22 protein-coding genes are annotated in these 23,275 nt (G+C 45.9%); 15 read left to right on the forward strand and 7 right to left on the reverse strand.

Annotated elements, in window-relative coordinates:
- Window positions 1–1,416, forward strand: coding sequence for a cysteine peptidase family C39 domain-containing protein (locus F4V51_RS04670; protein ID WP_153977057.1), 1,416 nt, complete (start codon window positions 1–3; stop codon window positions 1,414–1,416).
- Window positions 1,413–2,834 (forward strand): class I adenylate-forming enzyme family protein, encoded by a 1,422-nt coding sequence (locus tag F4V51_RS04675; RefSeq protein WP_153977058.1) that lies wholly within the window; start codon window positions 1,413–1,415, stop codon window positions 2,832–2,834. The genes F4V51_RS04670 and F4V51_RS04675 overlap by 4 nt, the downstream gene beginning before the upstream one ends.
- Before the next feature lie 261 nt (window positions 2,835–3,095).
- Here F4V51_RS04675 and F4V51_RS04680 read toward each other — a convergent pair whose 3' ends face one another.
- Both F4V51_RS04680 and F4V51_RS04685 read right to left on the reverse strand, forming a co-directional pair.
- Window positions 3,096–4,868, reverse strand: coding sequence for an alpha-glycosidase (locus F4V51_RS04680; protein WP_153977059.1), 1,773 nt, complete (start codon window positions 4,866–4,868; stop codon window positions 3,096–3,098).
- A gap of 246 nt (window positions 4,869–5,114) precedes the next feature.
- Window positions 5,115–5,693 (reverse strand): hypothetical protein, encoded by a 579-nt coding sequence (locus tag F4V51_RS04685; protein WP_153977060.1) that lies wholly within the window; start codon window positions 5,691–5,693, stop codon window positions 5,115–5,117.
- A 413-nt stretch (window positions 5,694–6,106) separates the two neighbouring features.
- On the opposite strand from F4V51_RS04685, the gene F4V51_RS04690 reads away from it, so the two are divergent.
- Window positions 6,107–9,565, forward strand: coding sequence for a glycoside hydrolase family 2 TIM barrel-domain containing protein (locus tag F4V51_RS04690; protein WP_153977061.1), 3,459 nt, complete (start codon window positions 6,107–6,109; stop codon window positions 9,563–9,565).
- 161 nt (window positions 9,566–9,726) lie between these two features.
- Here the strand turns inward: F4V51_RS04690 and F4V51_RS04695 are convergent, their stop codons facing one another.
- Together F4V51_RS04695 and F4V51_RS04700 are read right to left on the reverse strand one after the other, a co-directional pair.
- Window positions 9,727–10,173 (reverse strand): hypothetical protein, encoded by a 447-nt coding sequence (locus F4V51_RS04695; RefSeq protein ID WP_153977062.1) that lies wholly within the window; start codon window positions 10,171–10,173, stop codon window positions 9,727–9,729.
- Between the two features lie 38 nt (window positions 10,174–10,211).
- Window positions 10,212–11,753 (reverse strand): stalk domain-containing protein, encoded by a 1,542-nt coding sequence (locus F4V51_RS04700; protein ID WP_153977063.1) that lies wholly within the window; start codon window positions 11,751–11,753, stop codon window positions 10,212–10,214.
- Between the two features lie 177 nt (window positions 11,754–11,930).
- Here F4V51_RS04700 and F4V51_RS04705 point away from each other — a divergent pair, with 177 nt between their 5' ends.
- The 6 genes from F4V51_RS04705 to F4V51_RS04730 all read left to right on the forward strand — a co-directional run bounded on the left by F4V51_RS04705 (window position 11,931) and on the right by F4V51_RS04730 (window position 16,286).
- The gene (locus F4V51_RS04705) at window positions 11,931–12,410 is read left to right on the forward strand and encodes a DinB family protein (RefSeq protein ID WP_153977064.1); all 480 of its coding nucleotides are present in this window, start codon (window positions 11,931–11,933) and stop codon (window positions 12,408–12,410) included.
- Between the two features lie 323 nt (window positions 12,411–12,733).
- Window positions 12,734–13,114, forward strand: coding sequence for a putative periplasmic lipoprotein (locus tag F4V51_RS04710; protein WP_153977065.1), 381 nt, complete (start codon window positions 12,734–12,736; stop codon window positions 13,112–13,114).
- Between the two features lie 303 nt (window positions 13,115–13,417).
- A complete protein-coding gene (locus F4V51_RS04715; protein ID WP_153977066.1) occupies window positions 13,418–14,641 on the forward strand; it encodes a WXG100 family type VII secretion target in 1,224 nt (407 codons plus the stop codon).
- Window positions 14,642–14,643: 2 nt separating this feature from the next.
- The gene (locus F4V51_RS04720) at window positions 14,644–15,462 is read left to right on the forward strand and encodes a hypothetical protein (RefSeq protein ID WP_153977067.1); all 819 of its coding nucleotides are present in this window, start codon (window positions 14,644–14,646) and stop codon (window positions 15,460–15,462) included.
- A 247-nt stretch (window positions 15,463–15,709) separates the two neighbouring features.
- The gene (locus F4V51_RS04725; protein WP_153977068.1) at window positions 15,710–15,988 is read left to right on the forward strand and encodes a hypothetical protein; all 279 of its coding nucleotides are present in this window, start codon (window positions 15,710–15,712) and stop codon (window positions 15,986–15,988) included.
- Window positions 15,989–16,004: 16 nt separating this feature from the next.
- Window positions 16,005–16,286: a hypothetical protein gene (locus F4V51_RS04730; protein WP_153977069.1), complete on the forward strand. Its 282-nt coding sequence runs from the start codon at window positions 16,005–16,007 to the stop codon at window positions 16,284–16,286.
- Window positions 16,287–16,961: 675 nt separating this feature from the next.
- Here the strand turns inward: F4V51_RS04730 and F4V51_RS04735 are convergent.
- Window positions 16,962–17,744: a MerR family transcriptional regulator gene (locus F4V51_RS04735; protein ID WP_153977070.1), complete on the reverse strand. Its 783-nt coding sequence runs from the start codon at window positions 17,742–17,744 to the stop codon at window positions 16,962–16,964.
- Complete coding sequence (locus tag F4V51_RS04740) at window positions 17,719–18,645, reverse strand: DUF2268 domain-containing putative Zn-dependent protease (protein ID WP_153977071.1); 927 nt, start codon at window positions 18,643–18,645, stop codon at window positions 17,719–17,721. Before F4V51_RS04740 ends, F4V51_RS04735 begins: the two co-directional genes overlap by 26 nt.
- A 274-nt stretch (window positions 18,646–18,919) precedes the next feature.
- Here F4V51_RS04740 and F4V51_RS04745 point away from each other — a divergent pair, with 274 nt between their 5' ends.
- From F4V51_RS04745 to F4V51_RS04755, 3 genes are all read left to right on the forward strand, one after another.
- Window positions 18,920–20,209 carry a galactokinase gene (locus tag F4V51_RS04745; protein ID WP_153977072.1) on the forward strand — a complete coding sequence of 430 codons (1,290 nt, stop codon included), beginning with the start codon at window positions 18,920–18,922 and terminating at the stop codon, window positions 20,207–20,209.
- A 287-nt stretch (window positions 20,210–20,496) separates the two neighbouring features.
- Window positions 20,497–20,781, forward strand: coding sequence for a hypothetical protein (locus F4V51_RS04750; RefSeq protein ID WP_153977073.1), 285 nt, complete (start codon window positions 20,497–20,499; stop codon window positions 20,779–20,781).
- A 76-nt stretch (window positions 20,782–20,857) separates the two neighbouring features.
- On the forward strand, window positions 20,858–21,139 hold the full coding sequence (locus F4V51_RS04755) for a hypothetical protein (protein ID WP_153977074.1): 282 nt from the start codon (window positions 20,858–20,860) through the stop codon (window positions 21,137–21,139).
- Between the two features lie 97 nt (window positions 21,140–21,236).
- Here the strand turns inward: F4V51_RS04755 and F4V51_RS04760 are convergent, their stop codons facing one another.
- Window positions 21,237–21,779 (reverse strand): hypothetical protein, encoded by a 543-nt coding sequence (locus F4V51_RS04760; RefSeq protein ID WP_153977075.1) that lies wholly within the window; start codon window positions 21,777–21,779, stop codon window positions 21,237–21,239.
- Window positions 21,780–22,036: 257 nt separating this feature from the next.
- Between F4V51_RS04760 and F4V51_RS04765 the strand changes: the two genes are divergently transcribed.
- The 3 genes from F4V51_RS04765 to F4V51_RS04770 all read left to right on the forward strand — a co-directional run bounded on the left by F4V51_RS04765 (window position 22,037) and on the right by F4V51_RS04770 (window position 23,202).
- Complete coding sequence (locus tag F4V51_RS04765) at window positions 22,037–22,399, forward strand: hypothetical protein (protein ID WP_153977076.1); 363 nt, start codon at window positions 22,037–22,039, stop codon at window positions 22,397–22,399.
- Between the two features lie 166 nt (window positions 22,400–22,565).
- A complete protein-coding gene (locus F4V51_RS29230) occupies window positions 22,566–22,691 on the forward strand; it encodes a hypothetical protein (RefSeq protein WP_268893528.1) in 126 nt (41 codons plus the stop codon).
- A 10-nt stretch (window positions 22,692–22,701) separates the two neighbouring features.
- On the forward strand, window positions 22,702–23,202 hold the full coding sequence (locus F4V51_RS04770; RefSeq protein WP_153977077.1) for a hypothetical protein: 501 nt from the start codon (window positions 22,702–22,704) through the stop codon (window positions 23,200–23,202).
- The last annotated feature ends 73 nt before the right edge of the window (window positions 23,203–23,275 follow it).

A 23,275-nucleotide genomic window follows, 5' to 3' on the forward strand; every position in this document is an offset into this window, starting at 1 on the left:
ATGATGATCCAATCGTTCGCTCCAGTAATGGACATCCCGTATTACTATCCCTGCAACTTTCCTCTGATTCATGAGGTGCTTCTGCGGCAAGGTTCGATCAGCAGCCTGGCTCTGCTCGCCGCAAGCCGATTGTACTGCCTCCCTTCGTGCGCGGATAACGGACTGGTGAAGCCTTATTTTCACAAGCTGGACTACGGAGAACCGATCTGGGAGATGTATGGCCAGCGTGAGCTGGGCAGCTTCGAGGAGGGGAAGGTGCATATGCGGCAGCATATAGGCGAAGGGGGACTCTTTCTCGCTACGGGGACCAGTTATCACCTGCCTTATTGCGAAGACTATCAGAACCCCGAATACATCCGCAAACATGTCAAATCAGGCTCTCGTCTGCATCTGGTAGATCACTGGATTGCAGTGTATGGCATCGATGATGAGCATATTCACGTCTATGATCCGGTTCCCTCGAAATATATGGGAGAGGTCTCCGAAGAAGCCTTTCATGAATTTTGGAAAGGAAACCAAAGCATACCCGAGCTAGCTCCTGCCAAGCGCAAGGAGAAGCTGCGTACCTATGGCACCATGGACCTGCGTGCAACCGGAAAGCTTGATTCCTCCGGTTATCGTGAGATGTTAACCCAGGCGCTGGGGACACAGATCAGCGAATTTATGACGGGCAGGACCATTACCCAAGGGGAGCGCAGCTATCATTTTGGACAGGGTGTGTCCCTTCACTTGATGAAGGCACTGCAGGAGGGGAACGAAGGAAAGCAAGCCAATGACACGCTGGTATCGAATCTGCTATTTGATATGCGCTGGAGCCGCTATTTTCTCCGGGATCTGCTTCAAGAAGCCGCGCTATGGCTTGGTTCTCCACTGGATCAGCATTCTGTAGCGTATGACGCAATCATTGAACGTTGGGAGAAAGCAAATCAATGGCTTCAGGTCAGTCGGATCAAGCAGCGGGCGGATTGGCGGGTACAGCTAACAAGCGTAATCCAGCAATTGATAGCCGATGAATGGCGCTGGTACGAAGCTCTCCGACGTGCTGTCCCGCAGGAGGCGTGCTTTAATCGGCAGATGGAACCGCGAACCGAAAATGGCTACAGGGATGCCCTGCTGCGCATTGTACTGGATAGCTGCCGGGAACTGAATGCGTACCATAATACGACCATACCCCTCGACAAGGGTGGGAACGCACCGCTATATGGAAGGGATGGACAACTGGATTCACTGGAGCTGGTGTCCTTACTTGCTGTCGTCGAACAGGGGCTTGAAGACGAATGGGGAACGGGAGCAGGAGCCGCACTTTCCGAGATGGCCGCAGCTTCATTGCCGGAGAGTCCATATCAAACGGTTGATTCGCTGGTGAACTACCTTGAACGGCAATGGCTGCCTGATCAGGAGGAGGATGCGGGATGAGCATTCAATTCCTGTTGGAGCGATTCGCAGAACAAGGCGCTCGTCCCGCATTCATCTGGGAAGATCGGGAGTATAGCTACGCATGGCTGCTCGATCAGATCTTGATGATGGATAAATGGATTGCGGCAGAAGGACTGCGTGGACAGCTCGTAACGTTGGAGGAGGACTATTCTCCCTATGCGGCCGCAGCGTTCATCGCACTTCTTGGGAAGGGATGCATTGTGCTGCCCATGGACCTTCATCTGGTTGAAGCCAAGCGGCAGGAATATATTCAGCTAGCACAGGTACAGTGGCGTCTTGGCATTGAAAATGGCAGGTTATCAATCCGGGATAAGTCTAATGCCAGTTCGCGTCCTGCTTTACTGGCTGCGCTTGAGCAGGAAGGTGTGGGTGGACTCGTGCTCTTCTCATCCGGATCGACAGGTGTGAGCAAGGCCACGGTTCATCGTGCAGATCGGCTCTTACAGCGTTTTCGGCGGCAGGTGCGGCCATTGCGAACGATTCCGTTCATGATGTTTGATCACATTGGCGGGGTGAATACAATGCTGCAATCGCTGTCCAGTGGAGGCTGCTTGTGCATTATTGCCGATCGTTCCCCCGAGGAAGTGTGCCGGACCATTGAGAAGCATCAAGTTCAGGCTCTCCCGGTTTCTCCAACATTCATGAATCTGCTGCTTCTGGGCCGAAATGATGAGGCATACGATCTATCGAGTCTTGAAGTTGTCTCCTACGGGTCAGAGGTCATGCCCGAAACGGTACTGGCTGCCTGGAATCGACGGTTCCCAGGGATACGAACGATACAGGCATATGGAATGTCTGAACTCGGCATTCTGCCAACACGTTCCAAGGAGCCAGGATCGCTGCTGTTTGCCATTCATGATGATCACGTCCAGTTCAGGGTAGTTGAAGGGGAGCTTCAGATCCGGACAGAAACAGCGATGATCGGTTATCTGAACGCCCCGTCACCATTTACGGACGACGGATGGCTGCGCACAGGGGACGAAGCGGTACTGGAGCAGGGGTATATCCGTATCCTGGGGCGCCGCTCCGAGATCATTAATGTAGGCGGGCGTAAGGTGTATCCGGCCGAAGTGGAGAGCATTCTGGAACAGATGGACTGCATCCAGGCAGCAGTAGTTACAGGGGAACCGAGCAGCATCACAGGCCAGAAGGTGAAGGCCACCGTTAAGCTCGCGACAGACTGCACGCTTGCCGAGCTGCGACGTTTGATCTGGTCGTACTGCCAGGACAAGCTGCCTCCGTACAAGATTCCACAGAAAATTGTCATTACGGAAGAGGGACTTGTGAGCTCGAGAATGAAGAAAGTCAGAACACCTGCAGCAGCTGATTCACCCATGGATGAAGTTGCAGCAGCGAGGGAAGAGACATCTGCAGCTTTGGAATCGGAATCGTCGTAAGCTTATATCCTAAGAAGAGGGATGTTGGATAGTTCATTAGGGTATTGGAACGCTTAATGGGGCCGCTTAAGAGATAAGGGCTGGACGTTATTCAACGTTCAGCCCTTTTTTGCCCAAAAGGAGAGCGGAATTAATGAATTTTAATGAATTGATTATTGCGATAATGGCATGTCGTCCTGTTCTTTCGTTTATCAAGAAATAGGGTGCACGGACGGTGAAATGCCTAAGTCTTAGACTGCTGCCATAGGAATAGTCAGGTGATCAGGCTTCTGCAGGTTGTTTCACTTCGAGCTGCAGCAGGGAGAAGCCGTAAGCTTCCAGTTTTACAGATAATCTGTTTTGTTTCGCTTCTATAGAAGTGGTCGTAAACAGGTCTCGCCAGACGCTTCGATCCGTCAGCGGCAGGTCTATATTGCAAGCTTCGTCACCAGCGTTCAGCACGATGAGGAAACGTTCCCCTGTGGCTGAATCCACTCGTTCCATTGCAATCACCGGATCTCCAGCTTCGGCATGGAGAATCTTCAACTCGGTGCTACGCAGTGCAGGGTGCTCCTTGCGGAGGGCAATCGTCTGCTTAAAGAAGTCGAGAAGCTCAAGATTCTGCTTGGTTTCATCCCACTCCATACATTTGCGGCAGCCAGGATCATATCCGCCATCCAGGCCAACTTCGTCTCCGTAATAGATGCAGGGTGCACCTGGGTACGTGAGAAGCAAAGTAACGGCAAGCTTCATCTTGCGGATATCCCCGTCGCACAGGGTGAGCAGTCTGGGTGTATCATGGCTGCCAAGCAGGTTGAAGGCAACTTCAGTCACAGGCTGGGAGTAGGCTGCGAGCAGCTTGCCGATCTCATTCGCGAAGCCAAGTCCATCCAGCTTGCCGTGAACTGCATAGTCCAGTACCGAGTTGGTGAATGGGTAGTTCATCACCGCATCGAACTGATCTCCCTGCAGCCACATCAGTGAATCATGCCAGATCTCGCCGAGCAAATAGGCGTCAGGCTTGATGGCTTTTACCGTTTGACGGAATTCACGCCAGAACTGATGATCCACCTCGTTGGCAACGTCCAGTCTCCATCCATCGATGTCCATTTCCTCAATCCAGTACCGCGCCACCTCTAGCAGATAGGCTTTAACCTCGGGATGCTCCGTATTCAGCTTGGGCATAAGCGGTTCGAAGGCAAAGGTATCGTAGGTCGGTATGCCATCTTCAATGCGTGGCGGCCAATCCCTGATGTAGAACCAGTCCGCATAGGGGGAAGCTGCCCCGTTCGCCAATACGTCAGCAAAAGGCGGGAACTCTCTGCCCGAATGGTTGAAGACCGCATCAAGCACAACCCGAATGCCGCGCTGATGACAGGCATCCACCAGCTCTTTCAGCTGTTCATTGGTCCCGAAATGAGGGTCCACCTTCATATAGTCGGCTGTATTGTACTTGTGATTGGTTGTAGCCTCGAACAGCGGGCAGAAGTAGATTGCATTCACGCCAAGCTGACTCAGATGATCCAGATGATCCAGCACACCCTGCAGATCACCCCCGAAGAAATTAACCGGTGTAGGCTCCCCACCCCAAGGCTCGGCGTTCTTCGGACTAATGGAAGGATCACCATTCGCATAGCGTTCAGGGAAAATCTGATAAAATACAGCGTCCTTGACCCAGGCAGGCGGTTCAAAAATGTCGACCGGATTCATAAATGGGAAATCGAAGAATTCCAGCGGATGTTCCGGCAGAGCTTCCTCGAATCCACGTTCGGTCATCCAGACATTTTTCTCGCCCTCGACCAGCTGGAAGCCGTAACGCAGTCTCCGGTAGGGAGGCTGGGTTTCGACTTCCCAATAATCGAACAGCTCATCCCGGGCGAAGATTCGCATCGGTGTGTGGGTGATGGTCTGCTCCCAGGCATATTTATCCCCGGTAATGGCAATAACCGCATCCAGATCTCCGCGTTTGGAACGCAGTCGCAGGTGCATGGTAGACCGGTCGTAGGCATAGGACCAGTTTAATTTGGGACGATGGTAAATGGCTTCAAGAATCATGTTGAATCACTCCTTATACGTTGAAATTCAGATGATATTCGGCCATGAAAACGCAAAAAAGGCACAACCTCCATTGTTCACGAGGTTGTACCTTTCGGCAGCATAGCCTTTTGATTATACGGCTATTATACGAATTATCCCGGCAAAAGAAAACACTTTTTTTTCCTGAAATCTCAATTTATTTAAATAGGAAGGCAGGTGGATGTGAATGCCTCTGCTCGGGCTTTTCGTCTAAAGTTTGCTTCATTAAAAATCGTAGCCCAGTTCTTGTGCGTAGGCTTGGATTTCTTTTTTGTATTGCTCCAGAATTTTAATGCCTGTGTCAATTTTGGCATTGCCTTGTTTCAGAAGGGCGCTATTTACTTTGGTTTTGGATACGGATTTCTTGAACAGCAGATAACCTTCAAGCTGTGCATAGCTTCCTTTGATCAGTTTGTTATGAATTTTTTGCAGCTCTGCGTTCTCTGGCTTGATCTGCTTCAGCATGGACACATACTTGGTGTAATTGGGAACCGCAGTATTGTTCAATTTCAGGAAGATGGATTTGCGGTTGGCGGATGTAACATACGTGCTGCCAATGGAATCCAGGGCTTTCTTTTCATAAACAGTTGTGCGATCAAGTGCATCCAGGTAGTTCAGGAAATCTTCCTCTTCAGCGCTAGGAATCGGCTCTTGTTCCGACGTGTCCACTTCCGTGTAGTTATCTTCCGAATATGTAGTGGTGGTGTCTTCCGCTGCAGCCGCATAGGAACCAGCAGGAGCGAATACCCCGCCCAGCAATACAAAACTCATAATAATCGATAATACCCAAGACCTCTTTTTCACGTTACATGTCCCCTATCTATAGATGTGATTTTATTCCAAGGGATAATCTAACATAGGATTACAAGAAATTACAGGAATAGTTTTACAAATATTTGGAGATCGGCGTTGTTTGCTTCAATTTGAATCGTTAGACTGATACTTCATATAGGTATAAAGGAATATCCATATGTTCAAATATGAACGCTCAGCTGAACATGTGTAGAGGCCATCAGGCACCCATAAAATTCTAATGTGGATTGTTCATATAATCTCACCAAAAAATGCATGAAATTAACGTACATAGAAACCATCAGATGATATAATCGGTTGGAGTATTCATGTCACGTCGAACCGTTTTTCGAAAAGGTTATCGGCGAAAGTCGTCATTGTAATGTAACCGCAATCATAAATACACACAGAAAGTGAGAATAGCGATGAACCAGAAAAAGCTTTTTAATGATGGGTGGCAATTTGCGAAAACCAAACTGGATGTTACGGACCCTGCGGGACTGGCATTCGAGCCTGTGGAGCTTCCTCATGATTGGCTGATCTATAATACGCTCGACCTGTACGAAGACAGCATTGGGTGGTACCGCAGGACATTCCCGTACACGAAGGATGATCAGCAGCTTCTGCTTTGTTTTGATGGCGTTTACATGAACTCTTCCGTATATGTGAACGGCCAGCTGGTCGGGGAGTGGAAATATGGCTATTCCGCGTTTGAACATGAAATCACGGATGCTTTGGTGGAAGGTGATAATGAAATTATTGTAAAAGTGGTGCATCAGAGTCCGAACAGCAGATGGTATTCCGGAGCCGGAATTTATCGCAATGTATGGCTCAAAACGAGAGACCGCAATCATATCGTGACGGATGGTATCTACGTATCCATCAAGCAGCAGCCAGAGGGCTGGCAGGTTGAACTGGATACGGAGCTGAATATCGATCAGAACGCACAGCTTGTGCATACGATCCGATATGCGGGTCAGGTTATTGCGACTAATACTGCGGAGGTTACGGCTGCTGCAGGTGGAGATACAGAAGTAACGGATCGTCAGCAGATCGTGGTGGAGAACCCAAAACTGTGGAGCACGGATGAACCGAATCTGTATGAACTGGTTACGGAACTGCAAGTGGTGCATGCGGACCAGCATGCACAGACGCTTGAATCGGTATCGCAGCGAATTGGCTTCAGGGACATCCAGCTCGATCCGAACGAAGGCTTCCATCTGAACGGGGTCAAGATGAAAATGAACGGCGTGTGTGAACACCATGACCTGGGCGCACTGGGGGCGGCTTTCAACCTGACGGCACTTCGCAGAAGGTTCAACCTGCTGCGGGAGATGGGCGTCAATGCGATCCGGACCGCGCACAATATGCCTGCCAAGGAGTTGATGGAGCTCGCAGATGAGATGGGAATGCTGATCGTTTCGGAAGCCTTCGACATGTGGGAAAGATCCAAGACGCCTTATGACTATGCGAGATTTTTCCCGGAATGGGCGCACACGGATGTGAAAAGCTGGGTGAAGCGTGACCGCAACCATCCAAGTCTGGTCATGTGGAGTATCGGGAATGAAATCTATGATACCCATGCGGATGAACGGGGACAGGAAGTAACACGAATGCTGATGGAGTATGTACTGGAATTCGATCCAAAAGGCAACGCAGGCGTAACCATCGGTTCCAACTACATGCCTTGGGAAAATGCGCAAAAATGCGCGGATATCGTGAAGCTGGCAGGCTACAACTATGCGGAGAAATATTACGACAAGCATCACGAGGAGCACCCGGACTGGATCATCTACGGTAGTGAAACATCATCTGTGGTGCAGAGCCGCGGGATCTATCACTTCCCGTTCGAGCAATCCATCCTGGCAGATGATGACGAGCAGTGCTCCGCACTGGGCAACAGTACGACAAGCTGGGGTGCGAAGTCTGCAGAATACTGCATTTTAGCGGAAAGGGATCGACCGTATTCACTGGGGCAATTCCTGTGGACGGGGTTCGATTATATCGGAGAGCCGACGCCATACCATACGAAGAATTCATATTTTGGACAGCTGGACACGGCAACGTTCCCCAAAGACTCCTACTACATCTATCAAGCAGCCTGGACCGATTACAAAACAAGCCCGATGGTGCACCTGTTCCCTTACTGGGATTTCAGCCCTGGTCAGCTGATTGATGTACGCGTGTGCAGTAATGCGCCGAAAATCGAATTGCAGCTGAACGGCAACACGATCGGCACGTATGATATTGATCATGCGAACGGAACCCAGCTGGTTGGCTGGTGGAAAGTGCCGTATGAAGAGGGCGAGCTGAAAGCGATCGCCTATGATGAGAACGGGGAAATTATCGCAACGGATGTACAGCGATCTTATACGGACGCACAGAAGGTTCGTCTGCAAGCAGATAAAGAGCAGCTGCAAGCGAATGGAACTGATCTTATTTTCGTGGAAATTCAAGTGGAAGATGAAGCAGGCAATCCCGTGCAAAATGCAAACAATCGTGTACAAGTTAAGGTGACTGGTGCAGGACGACTGCTTGGTCTGGATAACGGGGACAGCACGGACTATGATCCGTACAAAGGTCTGAGCAGAAGATTGTTCAGCGGCAAGCTGATGGCAATCATCGGGGCAACACATGAACCGGGCAGCATCCGGATCGAAGTAACCTCCGAAGGACTCCAGGGTGCAGCAGCCGAGTTTGAATCGAAGGCAGTGGATAGCGAAGTCATGAGTGCGTCCGCATCCGTTGCGACTCAAGGACAAACCGTGTTAACCGAGAACGAAGAACGTCCAGTCCTCACCGGACATGTGCAAGAGATTCCTTTGCGAAAAATCGAGATTATCAGTGAAGCCGGGCAAGCCTTCGATCCGTCGATCCAGGAGATGGTGGTTACCGCCAAGCTGTATCCTGAGAACACGTCGTACCGTGACATTGAATGGGCTGTGGTCAACGATGCCGGTATTGAGTCCAACATTGCAAAGGTCGAAGCGAACGGTCTGGAAGTACGCGTATCAGCGTTGGGTGATGGCGAATTCCGCCTTCGTGCAACGAGCAGCAATGGTACGGACAAAACCAAGCTGATCTCGCAGCTTGAATTCAAAGCAACGGGTCTGGGCACAGCCTACAAAGATCCGTACGGCTTCATTACTGGTGGATTGTACGATTACACCAAAGGCGATGTCGGTAACGGCAACGAACGCGGTGTAGCGACAAGTCGTGATGGGGAGACGCATGTCGGATTCCGCAATATCGACTTCGGACCGTACGGCTCCGATACCATTACGATTCCGATCTTTGCACTGTCGAGCGAGGATTATTTCCTGCAAATCTGGGAGGGTATGCCGGATGAAGAGGGCAGCACGCTGCTGGCTGACGTGGTTTACCAGAAGGAATCCAGATGGAATGTGTATCAGGAAGAGACGTACCAGCTGTCCAAGCGGCTGAGCGGCATTACGTCGATCTGTTTTGTACTGAAGCAGAAGATTCATATCAAGGGCTTCTCGTTCGAGCGTCAGAGTCGTGCATTTGAGCAAAATACAGCCGTTTCATGCGACCATCTCTACGGCGATACGTTCTCGATCCAAGATGAGTATGTAGAGGGGATCGGTAACAACGTGTCACTGGAGTTCGAAAACATGGACTTTACGGCAGAAGGCACGTCGAAGCTCGTCATCTATGGCCGTTCACCGATTGATAAGAACACGATTCATATCCGCTTCGCAGGCGAAGCTGGACAGAGCAATCAGCTGGTTGAGTTCATGCACTCGGAAGGGTATGAAGAGCGGGTGTTTGAGCTTGAACAGGTATCAGGCGTGCAAAAAGTGACCTTTATCTTCCTGCCGGGAAGTCAGTTTGACTTCGGATGGTTCCGGTTTGAGAAGTAAGTGGTTTTAAGAGATACACGGCCTTATAGTAGAGTAAATTTTTTAAAATAAACTATATAAGTAAATTAAATCCCCTTCAAACTGTGTGATTTAAGTTCAAATGAACCTTAACCGCACGCGTGAAGGGGATTTTGGTATGTAACCTATTTGAGCGCGAATGTCTAACGGTATTGTTCCGCACGTATAGAGAGGTCCATGTCATGCCCTATTCTGCTGTAGATGTATACCTTGACACTAGTGTCCTGTAAGGCAAGGAGATTCACGGTCTTTTCACTGTTTTTGCTGATCGTGGTCTCCATAGGTTCACTGTACTCGTCGACATACAGGTTCATATACATGGGATGATTACTATGATTTTCAATGATAATGTCGGCAAGTGTTCCATTGTCAGCAACCATCGTGAAGCTGCTGGTGTATGCTGTACGGCCTTGATGATGAGTCTCAAGGATGAGCAGAGCATTCGGATCCGGCTTTACTGATTCTTCTGCAGCATTGACCGCCATGGATGACGGTTCAGCGGGGGCTTTTCCTTTCGCATCCAATGTACTAACGGGCATGAGCAGGACAGAGAAAACGATACCTGCACCCATGATCTTTTTTAACCGCATTGTAATAATCCTCCTGTACATAATGAATGATCTCGTTGCTACGTATCACTTTGGATCGTCAGTTTGCTTGTCTCTTCATCCCATTTCAAAGTAAGTCCCAAGGCCTCGAATATTTCAAAGGGAACAGTGGTCGCACCTGAGTAATTACCTATTGGTTCTGGTAATGAAATGGATTGAGTTGTAGTGGAAGAGGTGGATTTCACCGTGGCCTCCGTCTCGTTGGGACGGATTGTGACGGTACGATCTTCATATTGCAATGAATAAGCTTTGGCTATTCCGTTTACCTGGTTCCTCTCAAATGTTGCCCCAATTGCTTCGGATACGGCTCTGACGGGAAGTTGGACGGTATATTGGGTTTGGACTGCCGAATACGTGGACTGGAGCAGCTCATCGTTGATATAAACATCGATGCCCAGCTTGGCCTGAACGGGTTGGTAAACCATGCCTCCAGATGATGTTGCAGGTGCTCCAGCCTCCTGATACTTGTCACCTCCCCAACCCCAGACGGTTCCATTGGCGGATAAGGCAAGACTGTGGTGATACCCTGCCGAAATATCGGTAATACCCGACAGATGCTTAACTCTGCCTTCTTTGCCTGTAACCGTCCTTCCGTAGCTGTACACCTCACCCGAAGTGGTTAACAGCAGGATATATTGCGAATTCCCGTCCATCTGCTTCACCTTGAGGTCGTCATGCAGAAGAACTGGTTTGCCCTTTTCCCCCAGGCCCCACACTTTCCCGTTCTTGTCCAGTACAAGAAGGGAGGTATCTGTGCTTGTGATCGATGATATGTTGGACAGACCCTTTAACTTGGCTGGTTTGGAAGGGGGTTTATCTGGTTGATTTGGTTCATTCCATGTCCACAGGGAGCCATCTTTCTTCAAGGCATAGCCTAGTTGGCCCGATGATCCTACCTGAATGATGTCTTTCAATCCGCTTATTGCGTGTGGACGATGTACTTCAGAATGGTTTTCTTCAGTTCCTGGGCGCTGCCATGACATAACTGTACCATTCCGGAGAAGGGCGATATTGAAAGAACCAGTCACCACATCCTTCGCAGAGGAAATGCCTTCGACTTGGTAGGGGAGTGTACCAGCGCCCCATTCCCACACGGTACCATCTGCCTGAACCGCTGCGTTAATTCCACTTCCTGCGGCTGAAATAGCTATAACATTCGAAATCCCCGGAATGCGAATGGGACTGGACGTATGGCGGTAACGGATGTCTTCACTGACACCAAGCTCTCCGAACATATTGCGACCCCAAGCCCAGACGGAACCGTCACTTCGCAGTGCGATTGTATAATAACGAGCTCCCTCCACAGCGGTATATGTAAGTCTGTTTTCTGTGGTTGCCGCGGTGGTATGGAACGCAGATGTACTGCTGGGAGGCAGCGGAGTTGTTGCTGCGTATGATATTGAGCCATGGCCCAGCCCCGTTAATAGGGTTGTGGTCAACCAAGTAGAAGCGACCGCCAGCCGCCATCTACGAGCGGGTTTACCTTTTACAGGGGGATCGGGTGGTATGAAGGAGGTTTGTTCTGGATTAGTTCTATGATCAGATGGCTCCGGCCAGCTCATGAAATTGCCTCTTTTTCGAGTGGGTTAGGGGACTGCTGTTTTTCTACCTTTCTAAACGCTCTTGGGAGTGATGAAGTTACAGAGAAATGATAAAATTCCTATATATTGAAAATGTTTTTACATCTAGCTATGTCAATCGATGGACAATTCTGGTAAGGGAGAAAAGGAGGATGAACGATGAAGTTTAGTGAAGATGTACTATGGAATCAACTGCAGGATGTGAGGCAATTTACGCTAGAAGTGTGCGACTCTGTGGATGAAGGACAGGTTCATGATGTACCGAAGGGATTCAATAACTCCATTCTGTGGAATGTGGGACACATCATTCTGGACCAGGATATGTGGTTTCATTATCTCATTGCTGATGACTCGGAAGTGCCTGCGGACTATGCAAAGTTCTTCGGTTATGGGACAAGCCCGGCAACGTGGGATGGTACACCCCCATCCTGGACTGAATTGATGGAGCGTCTAAGGGCGCAACCAGACCAATTGAAAAACAAATTCACAGGTCGTCTGGAAGAGCCGCTGCTCCGTGAGAGCGAGTTAGGCATGAGTACAATTGGCGAAGTGATTCCCCGTACGCTCTATCATGAGTGGTACCATCTGGGGTACATTCAATCTATTCGCAGATGTCTGAGTGTATCTTCAGTGGGTTGAGGCCTATATATAAAATTGTGGATGGGAAAAGCCTTGGAATAGACAATAAGAAAGAGTTAACTCATGGTGATCATGAATTAACTCTTTTTCAGTTCCAGTGTATATGGAGAGTGAGTGCTGTTCCGGAGGTGCTGACTCGTCAGACACTTCAACTGCAAAGTACAGTATGATGGGGAGAATGAGCACAATAAGGCCTATGATTATAGCTATGATGATACTTCTTTTGTTCAAATGGATAGGCTCCTTTCTGGTAAAGATATTTTTAACTTTTTGGAATTATAATATAAGATTAACCAATCTATAAGTTTGGAGGGTGTTTGGTTATGAAAAGATACGGGATGTTGTGTCTGTTAATACTACTGATGGCGGGATGCAGTCAGAATAATAGGGAGAAAGCCATTGAGTATTTGGTCCAGCACCAAGTCAATGATGCTTCACTAATTGTGTTTACAAATAAACCCGCAGAGCGCTCTTTCATTACTGATTTGCAGACGAACATGGATTATATTAATAATCAGAAACTAAGAGAAGAAGGCCCCGTTACCAATGTGAATTTTTATGATGTTCGTGACGAACAACAATTCAATTACGAACAGATATTTAATATGAGCACTTATCCGTACATGATCCTTATTGAAAAAGGTCAGATTGTCCTAGAAACACAGGAACCTGAAGAGATTGTAAAGTATTATGAAAAGAGATAAAGGTTATAGATTCTCTAGTTGAATCGTAAAAGTACTTAAAGAGGGTAAAACTCCAAACGAGGATTAAATGGTTTGATACGACGATAAGCTAAATCGGTGTTGTTGCAGTGATGTTTAAAGAGATCAGGAGAGTAGTTTTAAACAAATGTGTGTGCACTAATGCGAAAGTATACCACCTAAAATTATGTTGCTCGACTACCGTATAACCTTAGAGAAAATGAATCCCTCGTTTGATTCCAATACCCCTTCTGACTTGTTAAAATTTAGGTATATATACTACGGTCAGGTTGGCGGTGAAGAGGAATGCAGCGAATTGAGGTTCATCCCGATGTATTAGATGAAAAGGCGAGGTTCGTTCAGCAAAAGAAACAGGAACTGGAGCGGATGGTCTGGGAACTTGAAAAGTCGATCTATCTCTTACAATCCGATTGGTCTGGCGTAACAGGAGAACGATTCTTTTGGGACTTCATGCAAGTAAAAGAAGTTTTCCCTACGACATTGGGTCTCTTGGATAAAATACAGAATGAGTTTACCTTTGTAGCCAAAAATTTCAGGACGACAGATGGTTCAGGCGAGGTTGCACTCTATATTCCCGAGGAGCTTAAACCAACTTTTGCTAAGGGGCTTGCGGATGGTTCAGTTGGAGAAACGGTAAACGGAATGGGGCAGACGGCCGAGGCGCTCTTTTATGATCCGTTTGGCACGGTGGCTAGTTTTGCCTATGCGATGACTCTTGGTAAAGTTGTCGATGCTGGGCGAGGCATTAAGTTTGCTTGGGATGCAGCTTGGGGAAATGGTACGGCCAGATCCGATGTTGAACAATTTGTGGAAGAGCAGAAGAAGCAGGTCGATCAGGATGGACTTGGTTATTACAGCGGCTCTATGGCGGGCCAGGTACTGGCCTATGCTTTCTTCGGCAAAGCGTTTCGGGCTGTTGAGAACAAGCATAGCGATCTGGGAGGATCGGGTGGAAGTAAGCCGGAAGCAGGAAAGGATTTTGTATATAACAAGAATCTAAATCTCAATGAGAATCAACAAAAGAAAATCACAGAATATATTGGGATCAGTTCGGATGAGATTGTCAGTTCGGGTCTAGCTAATGAGGATACATTAAGAAAGATTCTTAAGAATCTGAAAGAGGGTTCGAAGCCCGGTAAAGAAGGTTTTAAGCTTGAGGCCGACACGGCTAAGCTTTTACTGGAAAATAAAATAAAAATATCAGAAGCAGGCATGACTTATAACGCTAAAGAATTAGGTGGAAGAATAGGGGAGATTGACCTAAGTACACCAAAATATATCATTGAATGTTTTAACGCTACTGGTGGTAAATCCAAATCAATAAGTGATTTTTACAAGTATTTTGAAGGTGATGTCAAACAGCCTTATATTAATCCTGATCGTAAGGAAGTCATTCTTTATGCTCCTAATGGTATAGATACTGTAAAGGCAAATAATATAAATTCGATAGGTGTTAAAATCATAACATCTCCAGAGGAATTAATATCTACTCTAAAAGGAGACAAATAATAATGTCCCAGACAAATTTAGTAATTTACATGGAAGAAGAACTAAGTAACGAAAAAATAAACAATATACTATCTAAATTTGATGCAAAAGACCAAGTTTCTTCTTGGGCAATGGAACATTTTAATAGTTGGATTTGGGTTAATTTTTATAAACTTGAGAATCATGAAGAGATAAGGGATATTTGGTTTGATATTTCTAAGGATGCGCAAAATTTAAAAAATAGTAGGGTGAAAACAGCTTTATTTATACAACCAAGCAGGGATCGAAATGCTGTCTTTTTCGCATTGTCATTTTGCAAAGAGATTTATTCTATCCTTGATAAAAGCAAGGATGTTTATTTATATCATGGTGATAGTGGGCTATTTGTTAATGATGAAATAGAAAATCTGGAATTTAAAAACACTCAGCAGTTTTATGACTCCAGGTTAACTAGTGATGAAATAACTGAAAGTATGATTCAATGTCTGAACGATGAGCTTACAGGTGGAATAGAATGTATAGAAGAAGATGGTGGATGGGACGGAGAAGAATTACAGTATATAGATTTATTCAAGACTCTTCTTGAGATGAGAGAGAGTTTGAAGCAGCAACCAAGGACTAGATCAGCACTGTTTAGAGAAAAGCTACAAGCTGTTGATGAGCTAATTATAAAATTGATGGAAATAGATGGCAGCAGTTTATTGATAATTGCTGGGAATGATAAACGAGACATGCCGATAAACAGTTGGTGGTGGCATCTGGATAAAGTTATTACAGGGTCTCTTAAAGTATATATTAAAGAGGGAGCTGTTACTTACCAAGGCCAGAATATGGACGTGTAGAACCAAACGAAACGAGTTGTTTGAATGTTGATAATTTCATTAACGATTTAAATAAAACCTAATGTAGCCCTTGTTAAGAGATAATTCTTATCAAGGGCATTTCTTCATTTGAGGAGAAATTAATATCAAATATGATAATGCGTGGTTAACACACAAGGAAAACTATTTCTGGGCGATGGAAAAAAGCTGAGACACAGGGAAAATTGGTGAATTTGTAGATTGCTATGTTGGAGTAACTTGGTTTTGAGTGGAAATTAAAAATCTGGAAAATAAATTAAGAGTTACGGATTTGGATGTTGTTACGAACTCGCAAATTATTGAAGTGAAAAAGTCAGCGGGAGCAGTGAAAACAGACCAAATCGATAGACTAGTAGATACAAATAATAAAGAATTTTTTAATTATGATAAGAAGGAAGTTGTTTTATATATTGATGCACCACTAGAAAAAGCGGGCCCAATTGCATCTGAGAAATTGATTATATCAGGAGCAAGGGCGTCAAAGTGGTTAACTCGTTGGAAGAATTAAGGGAGGTACTGAAGTAATGGCATCTGCTTTTGTGTTGGTAGAAGAAAACAGTAATATTCCCATAGACCGATTGATTCGAGACATAGAACAAACTTGTTTGGAAGCAAAGTTAAATTTAGTTTTTGGGATTCAAGATATAGATTCAGAACAGAACATGAAACATTGGGCCTTAGGCATTTCACTCCCAGACCAACAAATGTTAGATCATGGTGAGATAAATACTACGATCAGAGTCGATGTATATGATGAACCAGTTCCACATCAATACAGAGAATTAGAATGGAGAGATACTGGGTAGATATATTTTAACACGCTCATTATCGATGAAGTATACCAACATGAAGAGGTCGCACTAACCTTTCTGTATCATTTTCTAATGAGGTACCCACAGATGGTGGTATGGATGGAGGAAGACTGGGTCTATACATTATCTGACCTGGAGAAAGCTCTGAAAACTTCAAATCAATCTGATTGGTGTTATGTGAATCCGAATATTATATAAGTAATACAAAATCTCTGATTAGATTTCAAAGATCCTGGAGGACTAATTAACATCTAACCAAAAGGACCTTTTCTTAACGCCAGACAGGAGCCGCTTAATCTTGCCCAACAAAATGCGGTTATAGAGAATTTGAAAAAGCATATCAAACACAATACGGCAGTGGATGTTCATATTGTCGAGACTTTAGGGCTAAACAAAGATGTAGTTAAAGGATTGAAGAATGGATTGAAAGATTCTAAAATCAAAATTATTTTTCTGAGTAGGGGAAATTCATTTGGCACAAAGTGCAATTCGTTATGCTAAACAAACAAGACTCATTGCAAGCAAGAAAGAGACTTGTCTATATCGACTGTGTTGACATCGAGTATAAGACAAAAGATTTTTACAAAAAAGGCTGCTCAAATTCAGTTTATTTGAATTTATAGCAGCTTTTTAGATTCTCTTAAGAATGAAGTACCATATGATTGGAAGCTACATTTTTTCATTTTGGGGCTCCCCATCCTTAACCCAAGCCATAATAGCTTCATACAAAAACCTCAAAAAGTCCTCATCGCCAAACTGAGCGAAAAAACCAGAATATCGGCGATCTGTTACATAGACCTCTGCAATACAAGTCAAAATCTCAGCATCACACACCATAAATGTTTCGAGACAGCTTTTCCATTCCCGAATGTACTTTTGCACCTCGACAGAAGCGGGAGATTGATCCTGGTGTTGAACCAGCTTACGAAGTACCTTCTCCATGTTTATTGAGAACTGCTGGTAGGCTTCTTGTTGCTCCTCGGTAGACAGGCGGTTCACATTTTTCTTAAATTCCTGATACTTTTCCGTATCTCCATAGACGAGCTTCGCCTCGGAGTCGTATTGCTCTTGAATGGACTGGATGGGGGAGTCGTCAAACATATTTAGATGAACGATATCCGTTCCATCTACATATTCATCCAATTGATCAATGATGATTTCGAGCCTTTGCTTTCGTTGCACAAGTGTACTACGATGCTCTTTTAAGATTTCTTTCTGTTCTTTCTTGGAGAGCTTCATCATGGCTGCAATGTCCTTTAATGCAAAGTTCATTTCTTTAAACAACAGAATCATTTGCAGATTCCCCAATGCCTCTTGATCGTAATACCGATAGCCATTAACCTCGACTTTTGTCGGTTTTAATATATCCGTTTTATCGTAATAATGTAATGAGCGTTTAGTAATGCCCGTAATCTGAATGATGTCTTTAACGGTGAAATAGGGTGTCTTCATTCCAAAAGTCCTTTGTTTCAGCAAGGATCTCACTTGCCGGAGTGATGGTTACTTCGGTGATATGTCTGCCTGTTTTGTTCAAATAATATTGAATCAAATGATAGCCGCAGGCATAGCCAGCAGCATAGGGCATCCCTACAGGAGTAAAGTTCTGCGTTCTTGCAAGATCGTCCCCGTATAGATAGGGATTAATCTGCTCGAAGCCTGTAACATGCAGTTGGTCCTTCATTTTCGGTTTAATGATTGTATTCAGGGTTTCCATAGTCGTTTTGGACACCCAGGGTCCTAATAACTCTTCACCATACAGAGATGTTGCGAAGCTTTCTGCGAGTCCCTCACTAACAATCATTTCTCCTAGCGTAACATACGGATCCCACTGAATAAATTGATATCTCACGTTATGATTGCACTCATGGGCTAATACGGATTGGATGCGAGGCAAAGTATATGCATTCGGGATCAGGTTCGCGATAATATAGCCGGGGATTCCACCATCTCCGCAGATTCCTTCATTCATTTGCATTGCCTGACTGTTCTGATCTCCTAATAAAATGGTGTATAGATATTCCGATACCGGAAGATCAATGCCATTGTCCGTAAATGTGGTTAGACTTGCCCTAACAGCTTCATCGCATTGCTGCCAAAATACTTCAGATGAAATAGCTGCGAGCGGTTCGTTAATTTCAGGCGTAATGCCTGCAGGTGAGATATTCATCAAATTATTCATCGTGATAACGTCAAAGCCATGAGGCTCACCTGAGCGAAAGGGGATCTGTTGAATGTTCCATTTCGGCATAAAAGGCCCCATCATCTCCTGCCGGTATAACTCCAATTTTCGATCGGGTTCGGTATGAATAATCTTCTCATAAATTTTATCTGAACGTAACGCGGTAATCTTCATCGTAATCTCTCCTTCTTGTAAGCTTGATTTGATTATCAAGTATCACCTTACGTAACAGTCAAGGAGCTAGAAGAAGAAAGTAGTACAAAAGCTTAACCCTATTGCATGGCACATCCAATACATTTCATAAAACGTTTACAAACTTGCAATTCTGCCCTACCTTTTCAGGAGCGAAGCTGAGATAATGGGAGAGGAATATGGCTAAGAAACCAAAGGCAAAACAGTCTTCACCCACAGCATAAATAAACGCTACATACCCATAGGAGGAGTAGAGATGACGACACAACCATTACAACTGATCCAGTCCGCAGAGGGCCAAGCATTGCTTGCTCAAATGTACGGACAGCAGCAGGTCGAGGAACAGACTGCACGTTACACGAAGCTGAACGCTTCTTTTGAAGAGTACTTTGGTGTACAAGAGGGCAGCAAATTGTTTAGCGCCGCAGGACGCAGTGAGATTGGTGGTAACCATACGGACCATAACCATGGCAAGGTACTGGCAGGCAGCATTACGCTGGATACGATTGCAGTGGCGGCACCAACCGCGGAATCCGTGATTACCTTTTATTCGGAAGGTTATGACAAGAAATATGTAATCGATCTCACAGATCTGACGCCGAAGGCAGAAGACGACGGTACGACGGCGTTGATTCGCGGTATGGCTGCGGGATTCGGAGAGTTTGGATACAAGGTGGGCGGCTTCCAGGCGTACATCTCCAGTAACGTGTTCTCGGCATCGGGTCTAAGCTCGTCGGCTTCCTTCGAGATGCTGATCTGTACAATTCTGAATCATTTCTACAACGAAGGAACGCTGGATGTTGTGGTGATGTCCAAGATCGGTCAGTATGCGGAAAATCAATATTGGAATAAACCGTCCGGTTTGCTGGATCAGATGGCTTGTGCTTATGGTGGTCTGATCGCGATTGATTTTGCGAACCCGGCTGAGCCTGTCATTGAACCTGTACAATGGGATTTCCAACAGAATGGCTACTCCCTGGTGATTGTAAATACAGGCGGGAACCATGCCGATCTGACCGAAGATTACGCTGCCGTGCCTTATGAGATGAGAGCGGTTGCTCAGGCGCTGGGCCAGGAGTATGTTCGGGAGATTACAGCCGAGAACATCTACGCGAACCTCAAGCAGATCCGTGAAGCTGCGGGAGATCGTGCGGTGCTGCGTGCACTTCATTTCCTGGAGGAGAACAACCGGGTAGATGGCCAGGTGCAGGCGCTGCGGGATGGACGTTTTGCGGACTTCCTGAACCTGATTACAGCGTCAGGGAATTCGTCTTGGAAGTGGCTTCAAAATGTATATCAGAGCGGTTCTGTGAAGGAGCAGGAGATTGGGATTGCGCTGGCCCTGACCGAAAACTATCTGCAAAACTTGGGCGATGGTGCCTGCCGTATCCACGGTGGTGGATTTGCAGGGGTTATCCTGACCATCCTTCCAAACGACAAAGTCGAGGAGTATATGTCCTGGATGCATGGCATGCTGGAAACGCCAATTATTGTCGTGAACGTGCGAGCACAGGGAGCAGTATGCCTGAATGAATTGATTAGCTAGGCGCAAAATCATTCTTTCCATTAAATTTATGGGTAACGTGTAGCTCTTTAAACATAAATGATTGTGGAACGTGAACCAACGAAACAGAAGACTAAATAAGTGTTTAACCAAGTCCGGGCCTGCCCGGGCTTTTTGGTTTATGTTAATTTCGACTAAAGTCCAAACTTTGAAGATGATTTACGTGTTGATTAGGTAGTGGGTTATAACGGCGGGCTGATGCTGAGAGGGTATTTAACATGTAACCGAGGAATATTTCAGTACGCTTTGACAAGGGGAGGGTATGAAGGATGACTACATCCACAGTGGCGGCAGAGCTTGAAGAGGAACAATTATATGAAGAGTTGAGGCGTGAACTGGAGGATATAGAGGATGGCGAGCAGCGGCAAAGAGTCCTGAATCGAATGATCAGACAGCTCAAGTTTGCCAAATGGCGAAAAGGACGAATGCATAAGTTCGACACCTACTTTCAAAATGTAAAACCGGTAACGCTTTGGGTTATTTTAGCGACGGGTGCACTTACGCCTGTACTGTTATTTAGCATGTTCATATGGGTGTCGCTGTGGGTGGAATGAGATTGAAGCCGAGAGGGTAATTACCTTGTATAGGGGAGAAGCAAGAAATTGACATCGAGAGACAAGGGAGGTACTTATGTTATTTGCAGTTTTTTTTGTTGCGATTATATTCAGTGCTCTGCTGATCGTTCGAATTAATGAAGGAAGAAGACTGAGAATCGGCGCACTAACGGTTGTGGTGTACAGCATATTGCTGTGTCTGTTACTTGTATTTCAATCGGTTGAACAGGGTGAAGATTTTGTGTATCTGGGGTTCTTCAATATGAGCTATGGGGCTGCGAAAGTATGGATTAACATTTACGTCGTCATTGCGCTGGCAGCGTTCTTAACATATCTGGGTGCGAGCGAAGAGGAGTAGGTATTTTGAAGTTATTGAATTCTATTGAAGAAAGAGAACCGAAAATAACCAGAATGGAGCATTCCAATGGTTAGCGGTTCTCTAAGTTAACTTTATTTTAGTGTGACCCTTGCGGGTGTTTCTGTTCCAGAGGTTGCACTTGCACTTGCATATACTGATGATATTCACGGAAACTGCTGATATGATGCAGAGCATCGGTTTTGGATGACTGGATTTTGACCTTACCGTTTCCAGGGTTCTTTTTCATCTCGGTCAGTGCTGTTTTGGAGCCTTCGATATCACCTGACATGTCCTGAATTCGCTGCAGCAATGCTGGGTGCCCTTCATGCTGAAGCATTTCAGCAAGTGGTCTCATTTCCTCAAGCTTTTGACTGGATCGTTCAAGTGTGGTCATCACCTGATCTCCATCGGTATGTGCACTCAATGAGACCATTCGGTGGATATGATCTTTTTCCATACGCTCCAGTGCCTCAAGATGAGAAGCCTCAAGTCGCTTGGGGTCATTCCAGCTTTCAACTTGAACCTCAGGTTCATTTTGCTGTGATGCCTGGTTTGCACTATTCCCGTTATTCCCGCATCCCCATAGTAAAGATGAACAGGTCAGGATTGCACCGACTGCAATGATGCTTTTCAAGCTCATGTTGTCACTCCTTCAATTTTTTCCTGAAGGTAGTATGAGCCAACATATATCGAATCATGCTTATTCCGCAGAATTTCTTTCCTGCAATTACGCATATCCCCAAAAGTGCTGGTAACAACAGCCTAACTTAATTCTTTATTAATGGTACTTTGATGTTATCAATTGCAGAACTTTTAGCTTATTTTTGCTGACCTTTGTTTTCGGTAGGCCGTACACTACCCTTAAAGTTGAACTGCTCTATAACAAGGGAGGAAGCGATGCACATCTATAACAACCCCATTTGGCGCTGGACCTTTACACTGCTGTATCCCGCCATTATTTTTATCTTTCAGAGCTGGGGGCCGATATTGGAATCATGGGCGGGTCCCATTATCTTTGTTGCTTTATTTTGTTTTCTGTGGAGCGGGATTGCGGAGATGTTCATCTCGACAGGGCTGACCTGGTTTGTGGCCATCCCATGCTGGTGGTATTTTATTGAGCGTCCGAAGCCGACTTTCGGTGCGGAAAATTTTGCTGCACATCTATGGTTGATTGTCGTTATATATATCGTTTTCGTGCTCATTCCTCAGGCGCTGATCCTGACCACTCGTCTAAGGATTATGGAATATTATAAGAAGTGATTGGAGAAGGCACATTGGTTACCTGGTACATCTTTCCTTACTGGATTATACAGCTGCCTCTGTTGTGGATTGCGGCCTGGATATTGGTAAGCTACTTAGGAACAGCGCTATCGGAGGTGCCATTTTTACGGTAGCCTTGATGCATGCATCAACGTGAGGGACGTTCATGTGGAACGCGAAAAGAGATTATGGTACTCCATACTTCGCACCCGACAAGGGGATACAGCTCGAGATACAGGGGCTGGACCGTGTAGGCCAAGTAATCTACTTATCGCTTCAGAACGAAGATTAGGAGGCATCTCGTGAATCGTATCAAACGAATCAACAAACCCTACTTCATTTTCCTGTTCTGGAATGTACTTATGATCTTTGCCGTACATGGGTTAACATTTCAGCATGAAGCTGGTAAAGGAGTCTCCGGCAATGGTAACCCGGGGATACTCATCTTGTTTCCGTCCCTTCTTACGTTTCTGATCTTGTGTATCTGGACGGTGTCACTGTCCAAGTGGTGGTTATATGATCAGCAACAGCGCTGGGGCAAGAAAAAACATGTCATGGTACCCCTGGCTGCTTTGCTACTATGCGTGTTGTCTGTCTTTTGGCAGCTGCTCATGATTAAGGACCTGCGAGTGCAGCTAGGTGGTTTCACGAATGATCCAAATTCGGTGGTGTACCGTTTTGGCTGGTTGAATCAATATACGAATACTCTTTATTATAATGTTCCAATCCTGCTGTTCGGATTGTCATTGTCTATATTCATTGGTTGGTTAATGGAACGGAGTGTACGCAAGAACGGTTCATAAATCACTTTCCATCTTCTTTTCCATCTTCCTTCACATATCTGAAATAACCCAACTAACACCCAAATAAGCCCTC

It is taken from the genome of Paenibacillus xylanilyticus (assembly GCF_009664365.1).
GTDB classification, from domain to species: domain Bacteria; phylum Bacillota; class Bacilli; order Paenibacillales; family Paenibacillaceae; genus Paenibacillus; species Paenibacillus xylanilyticus_A.